The sequence below is a fragment of the Hymenobacter setariae genome (assembly GCF_007713685.1).
Lineage (GTDB): Bacteria > Bacteroidota > Bacteroidia > Cytophagales > Hymenobacteraceae > Hymenobacter > Hymenobacter setariae.
On record NZ_VMRJ01000003.1, the window covers coordinates 442,968 to 455,734 of the forward strand.

2 protein-coding genes are annotated in these 12,767 nt (G+C 58.3%); both read right to left on the reverse strand.

Annotated features, from left to right (window positions below; translation table 11 throughout):
- Positions 1 to 220: 220 nt before the first annotated feature.
- Entirely contained in the window at positions 221 to 9,418 is a 9,198-nt protein-coding gene (locus FNT36_RS12910) for a beta strand repeat-containing protein (protein WP_144848231.1), read from the reverse strand.
- Between the two features lie 496 nt (positions 9,419 to 9,914).
- A complete protein-coding gene (locus FNT36_RS12915) occupies positions 9,915 to 12,707 on the reverse strand; it encodes a 4-alpha-glucanotransferase (RefSeq protein WP_144848233.1) in 2,793 nt (930 codons plus the stop codon).
- Between the last annotated feature and the right edge of the window lie 60 nt (positions 12,708 to 12,767).

Genomic DNA, 12,767 nt, shown 5'->3' on the forward strand with positions numbered 1-12,767 from the left:
TTCTGATGAAATTTATAATTTAGTAATATGGCTTGTTCTTCGTAGCGCTGCTCGCCATTAGCGGACAGCGTACCGGCATCTGTTAGGTTATTCCCATGTCAGGCTAGCAGTAAAGGCTGGCGTAATACCGCCTAGGTTGGGGCTGAGCACCAAGCCACGCAAAGCCTAAAAAAAAGGTCCTTCCCAAAAGAGAAGGACCTTTTCTAGTTGTTGGAAAACCCTATTCCTTAGTCAGGCGCAGCGTCTGCTTGAACACAGACCCGTCGGGCTGCTGGCCGGTAACTACAAGCAGGTAGCTACCGCTGGCCACATCGGCTAGCTCTAAGGGCTGGGCTACGCCACCTAGGAGCGTCCAGGTGCGTACCTGGCGGCCAGTAGCGTCGAGCAGTTGGACGTTTACCGAGGTAGTAGTTGCCAGCGCACTCAGGTCGAGGGTAGTGCGGCTCTGCACTGGGTTGGGGAACAGTGTAAGCTTAGCCAGTACTGCTTTGGAGAAGCTAACCGTGCGTTGCGGCGAGTAGGTAGCCATTCCATCGATATCTACTTGGCGCAGGCGATAGTACACGGCCCCAGTAGCTTGGGTAGCTACGTTAGCATCGGTGAAAGAGTAAGTGCTAGCTGCGGTAGTAGTGCCGTGGCCGGCTACTTGGCCAATCTTGATGAAGTGCGTGCCGTCGAAGCTACGCTCTACTTCGAAGTGGTCGTTGCGCGTTTCCGAAGCGGTAGCCCAGTTGAGTAGGGCATCGCGGTTACTCACTGCTTTAGCCGTAAAGTCAACCAGCGTTACGGGTAGCGGAGTGGCCCCGAGCACGAGGGTTACGGGTACCACCGTGTTGCCGCCGTTGGCGTCAGTCGTCGTTACCTGCAGCGCGTAGCTGGTGGCTTGCGTTAGCTGCGGCAGCAAAGTGACGTCGCCCACGTAGATACGGCCAGTGTTGGCATCGAGCACTACGCCCGAGGGCAGCGTGCCCGAGGTGAGTACGGCTTTCGATACACCATTGCTGGCGCCAGCTTGCTGCACACCTGCTGCATCGTACATGGCTCCATTGCTGTTGTACACAGCCGCGTTGGGGTCAATGGCTTGGGCCAGTACTTCGCCAGCGGCGTAGGTGCTCTTGCCCGAGTTATACGTGGCGTAGGTCGAAGCTTGGTCTTGTGCTACCGGAATGGTGTACAGCGCAATGTTGCTCACAGCCGAGCCGTTATCGACGGCTTGGAAGGTGAAGGTGGCATTGCCCACGTAACCAGCGAAAGGCGCGAAGTACAAGCCATTGGCTGGCACATCACCCACAGAAGCGCGAGTACCATTGCTGAGGTAAAGCACACCCTGCGTTGGGTCGGGTAGGCTCACCAGCGTGTACTTGCTGATGGTGCCATCAGCATCCGTTGCATTGAGCGGCGAGATGAGCAGGCCAGCCGGCGCCTGCTGGTTGGCAGTGTTGCCGCGGGCGCTTTGCAGCGTGTTCCACACGTTCTGCGCCACCGGGGCCTGGTTGGCTGGGGCGGTAGTCAGGGTGAAGCTGTTGTTGGTAGGGTCGGTCTCGCCGACGGCAGTAACCTTGGCCGTGAGCGGCAGGCTACCCGTGGCGGGCATCACTACCGTGAACGTATTGGTCACGGCTCCGTTGGCCCCGGCAGCTTGGCCGCTGATGGCTGGGAAGGTAATTACACCCGTGCTCTTGTCATAGGTCGCCCCAGTGGGTAGGCCGTCCACAACCGAGTTGGCGGGCACCGTCACCGTCTGGGTAGTGCTGTTGGCCGTGGTCGACGAAGTCGAAGGGCCATTGTTGGTCGTAGTCACCGTGTAGGTGTTGATGCTGCCCGGCTGCGCCGAAGCAGGACCAGCTACCGTCGTTACCACATCGTAAGCCGGGGTGATATTCACCTGGTTGCTCTGGATGTTGTTGGCAGGGTTGGGGTCAGAGGTGTTAGATGACACCGCCGATGCCGAAATCACGAAGGAATTGGCCGGAGCCGTCAAGCTAACGAAATAGGAGGTCAGGTTGCTTGGTGCCTGGCTGTCGATGACGGGCAGTACTACTTGGCCAGTAGCGCTGTTGTACGCGTTGGGTACTACTACCGTAGCGCCGTTGACTACAGTGGTCACCACTACGTTGTTCAGGCCGGCGGGCAGGTAGGCAGTCGGTGCTACTTTGATAGCCGGTGTCGTCGAGCTGTTGTTGCGGAAGCGTAGTTCATAAGAGACCGTCGTGCCGGCCGTAGCAGGCGAAGTCGGAGGAATGATGTTCGTTACGAGGTCAGCGGCATCGGAAGTAGCGGGGGCTACATCGGTTGTGATAGCCGAGGTATTATTGCTCGCTACAATGTCCGTGCTGCTGGTCGAAATCGAGGCCGTACCGCCTATTTGCCCATTGGTCGGGTTGCTAGGCATGAGGAAGGTCACCAAGTTCACGCGGCTGTCACCAGCGGGTAGCGTAGTAATGCTGCCGAAGGTTACTAGGCCAGTAGTGGCATTATAGGTGCTACCGCCGCTCAGCATAACCCCGTTGTTGCTGCTGCCATCAGGATTGGTGACAACTGTGCCCGTACCAGTGAGGCCGGCGGGTAGCTGCAACGTCGTTTGCACGGCACTGGCTGTGTTGGGGCCGTTGTTAATGGCCGTCACGGCGTAGGTCACGGCATTGCCGGCTACGGCTGTGGCTGGGCCACTCAGGTACACGGCAACATCGGAAGTGGGGCTCACCATAGTGCGCACCAGCGACGTGTTGTTGTTTGTCGCATTATCGGTATTGCCGCTGCTGATGTAGCTGCTCACCGAGAAGTTTTGGGCTGGTGCCGCAAACGAGACCCTGTATACCTGGCTGCTGCCAGCAGGGGCGTTAACCACGGCTGGGAAGGTAACCAGGCCCGTAGTTGGGTCATAGGCGTTGGTAATTACGTTGCCGTTGGCATCCTGCACGAGCACGTTGGTGAGGCCAGCGGGTAGCTGAGCCGTCTCCACTACCGAAGTAGCCGAGCCCGTACCTAGGTTGCTAAACGTAGCCGTGTAGCTAGCTGTCTGGCCGGCAACAGTAACGCTGGGGCCTGAGAGGCTCGACGTGAGGTCAGCTGGCGTCAGCACTTTTACCACTACCGACGAGGTGTTGTCGGCCGGTACGGGGTCGCTGCTAGCGGTGCTTACCGAGGCAGTAGCCATCATCTGGCCGTTGTTGCCAACATGGGCGGGTACCGTCACGGCAATTTTGTCGTAAGTAAACGAGCTGCCGCTGGCTTGCGTGGCTAGCACTGGGTAAGTGAGCAAGCCCGTTAGCGTGTTATAGGTAGTTGTGCCTTGAGGTGCTGCAAACGTGATGATGTTGTTGAGCAGCGTCCCGTTGACGCCTCCTACTGTGAGCGTAGTAGGCGTGAGGCCAGGCAGCAATTGTACCTGCTCTGCCACGTTGTTCACCGACGGAGTATTGAGGAAGCCGTTGTTGAACGACTGCACCGTGTAGGTAACCACGGAGCCTGCGCTCACGATGGTAGCATCGGCCGTGATGGTCGTGGTCTCGTTGGTTTTAGCCAGCGTAGCTCCCGTTACGGTTACCGACGAGCTGGTAGCGCTACCGTTGAGGTAGGCCGTGTTGTTGGCCGTGTTAGCGTCACCAGTCGCGATGGCTACCTGTGCCGAGGGTGCAAAGTTGCTGGCTGGGGCCCCAAAGCTGATGCTATTGGTAACCGTTTCACCACCGGGCAGGTTGGTCAGCGCGGGGAACGTGACAGTACCAACCTTCGACGTAGCGTTGTAGACGTAAGTGCCGCCGTTGGTGATATACACGTTGGTGAGGGGCGCATCAGAGGGAATGCTGATAGTCTGCGAAGCCGATGGCGCGCTGTTGGGGCCATTGTTGGTCGTGGTTACGTACAGCACAGTGGGCGAGCCCGCAATGGTCGTGACAGGCCCGGTGAGGGTCGTAGCTAGGTCAAACTGGGCGGGCATTACGGCCGTAGTCGTGTTGTTGGCGGTTAGGCCGGCCTCGTTGGTCGTAGTGCTGATGTTTGCCGTAGCGGCGGCTGGCGTAGCACTGCTCGTCAGCGTATAAGTGATGGTCGTAGCTTGCGAGGTACCCGTTGCTAGGTCTGGCGAAGAAGCATAAGTCACTAGGCCGGTAGCTGGGTTGTAAGAAGCGTTGTTGTCCGAGAGCGTCACGTCGGTGAGGCCGGCGGGCAGCTGCACAGTGCGAACTATGCCGGTTGCCGTCTGCGGGCCGTTGTTGCTGAAGGTCACCGTGAACGTGCCCGTCGTGGCAGTAGCGCTGGCCCCGATGGCAGCCACTACATCCGCAGTCGCTACCGTGTTCAGTGCCAGAGAAGTCGAGTTTGGAGCGTTGTTAGCACCTTCAGAGGTGGTAGTGCTGGTGCTGCCACCTAGGGTCGAGGCCCCCGTAGCGGAGGGCGCCGTGAAGGCAAACGAAACGACGCTGCTAGCATCGCTGGCTAGCGAGCTGACCGAGCCGAAATCAATGGTGCCCGGCGTAGCAAAAGAAGCATTCGGGTAAGCCGCCTTGATAGTTGTCTGCTGCGTGGCCGAAACCGTAGCGCCGCTAGGCAGCGTCACGATGCGGGTAACAGTAGATGCAGTACTCGGGCCTTGGTTGGTGAAGGTAGCCGTGAAGGTACCAGTGGGCTGGCCCGCATTGAGCGTAGTAGGGCCGGCAAGGGCCACCGTTACGTCGGCAGCAGGCGCCACAGTCGAAGAGGTCGACGACGTGTTGTTGGCCGTCAAGCCAAGCTCTGGAGTGGTCGTTGTGGTGTTGCTAATAGTCGCAATCGAGCCCGTGGTGGTAGCAGTGGCCGGTGCAGTATAAGCGAACGAGTACGAGAACGAAGCCCCGCTCGCCAGCTGATTCAGCGTGCCAAAGTCGATGATTGTAGCAGCAGTAACGCCCGTACCAGTCGTGGAGAAGGTTGCATTGGGATAAGCCGCCACGATAGTAGCGCGCTGCGCTGCCGTGAGGCCGGCGCCCGTGGGTAGAGTCACGCGCTGGGTCACGGTGCTAGCCGGGCCCGTGCCATTGTTGGCAAACGTAACCGTGAAGGGAGCAGTAGCCTGGCCTGCCGTGAGGGTAGTGGGGCCAGTGATGGTCGTCGATACGTCGGCTACGCAGTCGGCACCTGCCGTGCTGCTTGCAATGCTGTTGCTAATACCCGTGTTGGTAATACCACCTAGGCCAGTGGCCGCACCGAAGGCAATGCGGTTGCCGTTCGTGTCCACTGTAGTGCCGTTGGCGCCACCAGTGGCGCTAAGTGTACCAGTTACGCCGCTGGTGGTGAAAATAATGCCACCACCACCACCACCACCTGGGCCGTGGGGGCCCGAGTTGGTAGCCGGGTTAGTGTTGCCACCAGCGCCACCATTAGCGCTCAGGCTGAGCGAACTAGTGCTACGGGCTGTGAGGAGGATGGCCCCACCAGCCCCACCACCGCCACCGCCGTCGTCGACCGTGTTGTTGTTGGCATTGCCGCCATTGGCCAGGATGCTACCCGTGCCCGTGATAGTACCTGCGCGCAATAGCACAATGCCACCACCCGCTGCTCCACTGCTAGCGAAGCCATTGCCGGGCGTGCCAGTAGCGTTATTAGTGGTGCCAGCGCCGCCGCCGCCGCCCATTACTAGGCGCGAGCTAGCGGCTGCGCTAAAGCTAGCACCTGGCTCACCACCGATAGCCTGGTTACCGGCGAAGTTGTTGCCACCACGGCCGCCAGTGCCACCATTGGCACCGCCGCCGCCGCCGCTGTTGTCTATATTGTTATTGCCACCGCCGCCGGCATTGCCTGGCGCACCACGGCCGCTAGGGCCGCCCGCATAGCCTTCGATACCAGTGTCAATAGTGGCATTGGTGTTCGCATTGTTAGGAGTGGTCGGTACGTTCACATAGCGTGGAGTACCAGCTATACCTTCCCCTTTCTGGGCGTGGGCGTTGGCAGTCGTTATGGTTACGTAGTCGGTATTGTTACCCGCTGCCGTAGCCTGCGTGCGTCCTCCACCGCCGCGGAAGCCTAGGCCAGAAACGTCGATGGTTTTGCCGCCAAAGTTCAGGGTGCCGGCTACGTCGAGAGCTACAATACCGCCAGTGCTGCCGTCCCAAGCCGGGGGGGCCACGTTAGCCGTTAAGGTCAGGTTGGAATACTGCGGAATGCGTATTACCTGGAAGCTTCGTTGCGTAGCAGTGCCAGCCGCCGAGGTGGTGTAGCTGTTCACCAGCTTCGAGGCAATGTTGACTATGCCACCGCTTACTGGGCCGGTAGCCACTACGTACTCATACTGGCCAGCCGTGAAGTTGGTCGTCAGGTTGCCGCTAGCGCCGCCGCCGGCTACGCCGTCGCCGTAGCTGTCCGAGTTGCTGTTGTTGATGTCAGCGCCCTGCATTTGAATAACCAGCAGCAGGTCGTTGGCGGCAATCGTCGTGGTGTTGCCGCCGTTGCGTAGCCCGCCTACGCTTAGCTGGGTGCTGCCAGCCGTGGCCGTTACCCCAGGATAGTAGGTGTTCGGCACGGCCGAGAAGGTCGTTAGGTCTTTGCCAGGGCTAGCGCAAGCTGCAGGAGGTGGGCTTGCCACCACCTGAATGGTATAAGTGGCGTTGTTTGACGCGATGTTAGCGTCGTCGGTAGCTAGGTAAGTAAACGTGACTTGGCCTGCGTACGCAGCATTGGGCAGGAATGCCAATTGGGAAGCCTGTGCCGGTGTCAGCGTGCTATTCGCGCTCAGCGGGTTACCATTCAGGTACAAAACGCCTTGGGTAGCTGGGGGTAGGGCACCAATGGTGTACGACTTTATCGTGCCATCGGGTGCTGAGCCGCTTAGGCTGCTGATGGGCACCGGAGTAGTAGTGCCGTTCGAGATATTAGCTACAGTCACTGGTGCAGCCGTCGGGGCGAGGCGGCACCAGCTCATGTTCTCAATGCCAATAATCTGGTTGCCAGGGTCTGCCACGGAGGTCGGCACGCCGTTGGCGTAGGTGATGGTCAGTGTCTTGATGGGGCTTGGGAAATAAGCCGTCACCGTGCCATCTACTGGGCTTTCAGTAGCCGTCTGGCCGGTAGCCGTGGCACCATTAATGGTTACCACGCCCGCGTCAGGGTTAGCTACCGACAAGAAGGGGGTTACGTTAGTGCCCGCTGCGTTAGCGCCGGCGAAAGTTACTACGTCGATAAAGCTGCCGGCCGCGCCGTCGATGTCCACCACGCGCGTAGTGAAGTTAGATATTTCACGCGAGAAGGTGAAGGTTACCGACGAGGTGCGCCCTGTGCCTGAGTAGTCGTTGTTCCACCCTAGGGTAGCAACAGTGTTGACTGTACCTACTTGCAGCACCGAGGTAGTGGTAGCGCTAGTCGTGTAGCTACCCGAGCTAATCGTAGTAGTGGCACCGGTGGGTACTGCTAGGGCCGCGTGGTTTTTCCAGTCCTCATTAGTAGGACGCGAGCCGAAGGCAAACGTATTGGTTGCCGTGCCACAAGGCGCTACGTATTGCAGCGGAATGGTGTAAGTAGCCGTATTGGTTGAACTAGCGCCGGCTTCGTCGATTGCTTTAAATGTGAAGGTGGTGCTAGCGCCAGTGAAGGCCTGGTTAGCCGTGTAACGCAGCGAGCTAGCTTGAGCAGCCGTCAGCGTTTGGTTCGCAGTCACGGGAGCATAGGTGCCACCTGCAGTGAGATATAGCAACGAGCCATTGGCGGGTAAGCTCGTAACGAGATACGAGGTGATAGTGCCGCCGTCGGAGGCCAAGCCGTTTAGGCTGCTGATGCTGGCCTGCGTAGCGGTGCTGGATACCGTGGCTGTGGTCACGCCAACAGCCGTCGGGGGGAGGCGGCACCAGCTCATGTTATCGATGCCGATAAGCTGCGCGGCGGGGTTTGCAGCAGCGCCTGTACCACTGGCGTAGGTAATAGTCAACGTCTTGATGGGGCTTGGGAAATAAGCCGTCACCGTGCCGTCGACGGTGCTGTTAGTGGCAGTCTGGCCGGTAGCCGTGGCACCGCTCACCGTCACCACGCCCGCACTGGGGTTGGCTACCGATAGGAAGGGGGTTACGTTAGTACCCGCTGTGTTGGCACCGGCAAAGGTTACTACGTCGACAAAAGAGCCAGCTGCCGCGTCAATATCTTGCACCTGAGTCGTGAAGTTGGACACTTCACGCGAGAAGGTGAAGGTCACCGACGAAGTGCCGCTGGTGGTCGAGAAGTCGTTGTTCCAGGCTAGGCTGGCCGAGTTGGCGTTGCCAGTTTGTAGCGTCGAAGTCGTGGTGTTAGCGCTGGTGTAGTTACCCGAGCTGATGGTCGTGGTCGCGCCGGTAGGCACGGCCAGCGCCGTGTGAGTTTTCCAGTCTTCGCCAGCAGCGCGTGAGGTGAAGTCTAGCGTGTTGGTTGTCGTGCCACAAGGTGCTACGTACTGCAGCGGAATGGTGTAAGTTGCCGTGGACGAAGTCAGGTTCGCGTCGTCCTTAGCCCGATAGTTGAAAGTAGTAGCAGTGCCCGTAAAGTTTGGGTTAGGCGTATAACGCAGCGAGGCAGCCTGGGCCGCCGTCAAGGTCTGGTTTACAGTCACGGGAACGTAGGTCGTACCCGTAGAATTGTAAAATAGCGTACCGTTAGCAGGCAGCGAAGTTACCTGGTAGGACAGCGTCCCATCGGCAGTGCCATTTAGGCTGCGGATGCTCGACTGCGTAGCCGAACTGGCTACTGTAGTCGTCGTTACTGGGCTGGCCGTAGGCGTGATGCGGCACCAGCTAATATTATCTATGCCCACTGCCTGGCCGCTGATGGTGGACGCCGTTGTCAGGTTGCGGTAGCGCAGCGTGATAGACGTAACCGCTGAGGAATAGGTAGCAATAACTGTAGCATCGTCGGTGGTAGCGTTATTACCGTCGGCGACAATACCCGTGGCAGTATTACCCGCAATGGCAGTGTACTTGGTGCTTGTGTTAGCCTTGGCTAGGGTAGGTACTACCGGCGTTGTGCCATTAGCTCCCGTAAACTGTACCTCATCAGTGAAGCCGCTGCTCGGTGTGACGATAAGAAACCCCGAAGCAGGGTTGAAGACCGCATCAATGTCTTGCACCCGCACGGTAACGTTGGTTACAGGGCGCGAGAATGTATACGTTACGGTAGAGGTGTTATTGGTTGAGGAGGTATACTGCGTGCTCCAGCTTAGCGTCTGACCATTGACTAGGTCTGTGGTCAGCATGCTATTGTTATCGTTGGAGGTGTAGGTCGTGCTCACCCGCGTAGCCGATGTGGCGTCTGGTGCGGGCGCACTGGCTCGGTTGCGCCAATCGCCGCTTATATAGGTGTTCGTGGAGGCAGAAAGGCGGTAGTCTAAGTTGACCGCCGCAGTGGTGCATGTTTGGGCCTGTGCGGTGGGTGGCCTAAAGGCCACCCAGCCGAGCAGCAAGGCGCCTATTCGTAGGACTGGTCTCATAAATATGCGTTAGGACAGGGTAGAATTGGAAAATGTATAAAATGGAGTATTGCTAGTCAGGTGCTGCGCTTATAATGCCCAGTAAGTAAAGCAAAATTAAACGCTTGTGTCCTAATAAGTGATAAAATATGTTGAGTACAGAATCTGGAATTTTACTCTATTAATTAAATTATTAATTCATGGCTAATGAAATAATGTATAACAAATATTTGTAAATCAGTAAAATGATTATGTGTTAATGATGAAGTTAAAATGCATAAATGACTTTTGTCATATTTTATTTAGTGAATATTATTTCAGCATAATACAAGAAAAGCAATAAAACAGAAAAAAATTGGAATGATATGTGAAGAGGGCAATGATTATAATTATTTTTATAAAAACTTCTAATTAAGCAGACGAGCATCTTATAAGAAATGCTGCCCATGGCTTATACCATAAAAAAAGAGGCTACCCCCTAGGGGGTAGCCTCTTTACAAGAAGGAGCAGCGAGGAACTAGTAGGTGTGACTACGGCCGCTCTCGGCCACTAACGCTCGTAGGGGTTCATTGAGGCCAGCTGCATCATTAAGCTCTTCAAGGGTAATGTGCAGGCGGTACTTCCAAAAGTGCTGGGGATTGCTAGGCACGTTGATTTGCTCATCGTGGGGGTTAGCGCGGCGCAGGTGGTTGTCCATGGCTAGCAGGTCTTGCAGCGGGAAGATGGCCCACATAGCCGGTGAGGCAAGGTGCTGCGCGATGATTTCGCGAATGACCCACGGCTCGGCGTAGTAGGGCGCTAACTGGCGCCAGTGCCCTAGGGTAGTTTCGAAAAAGCGCTGCGTGCGCACCCGGTCTTCTTCCCACCAGCCGCGCAGGGTGCTCATATCGTGGCTGCCGGGGCTCACTACCGATAGGTAGGGTGCATCGGCAGGGTGGCCAAACTCCGTTTCGGGGTTGGAAGGCATGCGCTGGATGTTGAGGCCCAGCATGCCGAGTTGCTTCATTACGCCGGGCACCGAGGCGGGTACCATCCCTAGGTCTTCGCCCGCGATGAGCATGTTAGTAGCGTAGCGCACGGGTGGCAGCTTTACCAGCCCCTGCTCGCGCCAAAACTCTTCGTGGCGGCGGAAGAAAAAGTCAACATAGATGTCATCGTAGAGCCGGCGGCGTGCTTCGTCACCGTCGAGCTCCCGGAAGCTATCCGACTTGTGGAGCGTGATGCGCGGGTGGAAATAGTCATTGCCAGCCGGCAAGAAGAGCACCTCATTGACGAAGTGATACAAGCCCGGCCGCACGCGCAACAAGAAATCTTCGCGCTCAAAGTGCAGCTTGATTTCCTCATCGATGTAGGTCTCTATTTGGCGCTGGCTGGCCACGTGCGGGCGCAGCTGAATGGCGCCGTACTCGTCGGCTACCATAAACTCGTCAAACACCGCTTGGGCATCGCCGCCAAAGGTGCGCTCCAGCAGGTGCCACCGGATGTAGGGCTCGCACAGGCGGCCATAGTTGAACCACCCTAGGCGGCGCTCAATCTCGTCGCGGTGCAGCGGCAGGGCGGGCGAGAAGTGACCCAGGAGCCCCTCGACCGAGTTGGCCGGCATTTCCCAAATGCGGAAGAAACCCAGGATATGGTCGATGCGCAGCATGTCGAAGTAGCGCGCCAGGTGGCTTAGGCGCTGCTTCCACCAGGCGTAGTTGTCCTCGGCCATGCGCTCCCAGTTGTAGGTGGGGAAGCGCCAGTTTTGGCCGGTGGTCGAGAAATCGTCGGGCGGGGCGCCGGCCTGCTGGTCCATGTGGTAGAGCTCGGGCTGCGTCCAAGCATCGACCGAGTGGCGGTAGATGCCGATGGGTAAGTCGCCCTTCAGCACCACGTGGCGCTCGCGGCCGTAGTTCACGGCGTCGGTCAGCTGCCGGTCGAGGTGGAACTGCGTGAAGAAGTGCAGGCCAAATTCATCAAAGTCCGGCCCGTGTTCATCTACCAGTTGCTCTAGGCCGTGGGGTGCCCGGAACTCCTGCGGCCACTCGTGGAAGTCGGCGGTGCCAAACCGGTCGCGCAGGCCTGAGAAGGCTGCGTACGGAATCAGCCACGAGCCCTGCTCTACCTTAAACTTGTGGAAAGCCGGGTCGGCCAAGAACTTGGCTTTTTCCTGTTGGTAGAGCAGCTTCAAGAACTTCCATTTGGCGTTCATCACTGGCTCGTAGTCCACGAAGTCTTTAGCATTAAACTCTTGGCGCAACTGAGCTAGCTCGGCGGCCGCCTTCTTGTCTTTGAGCTTAGCAATGCCTTCGAGGTGCAGGTACTGCGGGTGCAGCGCAAACACCGAAATGGCCGCGTAAGGGTACGAATCGACCCAGGTATGGGTAGCCGTAGTGTCGTTGATAGGCAGCACCTGCACCACGCTCATGCCGGTTTTGGCAGCCCAGTCCATGAGCAGCTTCAGGTCGGGAAACTCGCCTACGCCTAGGCCCTGCTCGCTGCGCAGCGAGAATACAGGCAGCGCCACGCCTGCCCCGCGCCAAGGCCCAGCAGCGTAGCGGAAGCCCTCATCATCGGCCACGTGCAGGGTACCGGGGGCAGCACTGCCGGCAGGCAGCACGCGGTTGTCGCCGGTTTCGAGTTGCACTACGGTTTGGGTGGTCGGGTCCCAAATGCCGTACTTATACTGCAGCTCAGCTTCAGGGTGTTGTAGGGTTACGTCGGCCTGCCAGTAAGGGTAGTCGGCATCCGACAGTACCAGGGCCGGGCCTTGGTCCCAGGCCCCTAGGGCGGGGTCAGAGCCTAGCACGCATACTTGGTGCCCCGTAGCCACGCGCGGCGCGGCTAGGCGCAAACGCAAACTGGTGGCTGGGGCGGCGGCCACTGCTAGAATAGGGTCGGCTTTCTTTTTGCCCTTAGCAACCTTAGTAGCGGCTATTTTGGCGGCCGGCGCAGTAGGGGCGGGGCGGCGAAAGAGCGCTTTGGTAAAGGCGGAGGTAAACAGCTCATTGTCGTCTTGGGCGGGCGCGCGCCAGTAGTCGCGCACGTCTAGGTGCTCGTAGCCGGCCGCAGGCAGGGCTAGGGTGCGGTTATCGCCCCACTCCCACACGGCGCCACCGCCCTCAAATAGTAGCACATACTTATACGAAATAGGGGCCGCGGCCGCCTCGGCGGGTACCTCTACCTCGGCGCTCCAGCGAGTAGTAGTTTCGTCGTAGTGCAGGGGTAGAGCCTGGGCTAACTCCCAGTGGCCCAGCGCAGGCAGCGAGCCGCACAGCACCATGCGCTGGCCGTAGGTAGTGCGGTAAGGGAGAGAAAAGTGAACAGTCATTGAGGCAAACCAGAGTAAGGAGCGCAAGATACTGCCCCAGCCCGGGGCCCAACTACCAGA

Coding starts and splice junctions, on each gene's coding strand:
- FNT36_RS12910 (WP_144848231.1), bottom strand. CDS start 9,418: ATGAGACCAGTCCTACGAATAGGCGCCTTGCTGCTCGGCTGGGTGGCC.
- FNT36_RS12915 (WP_144848233.1), bottom strand. CDS start 12,707: ATGACTGTTCACTTTTCTCTCCCTTACCGCACTACCTACGGCCAGCGC.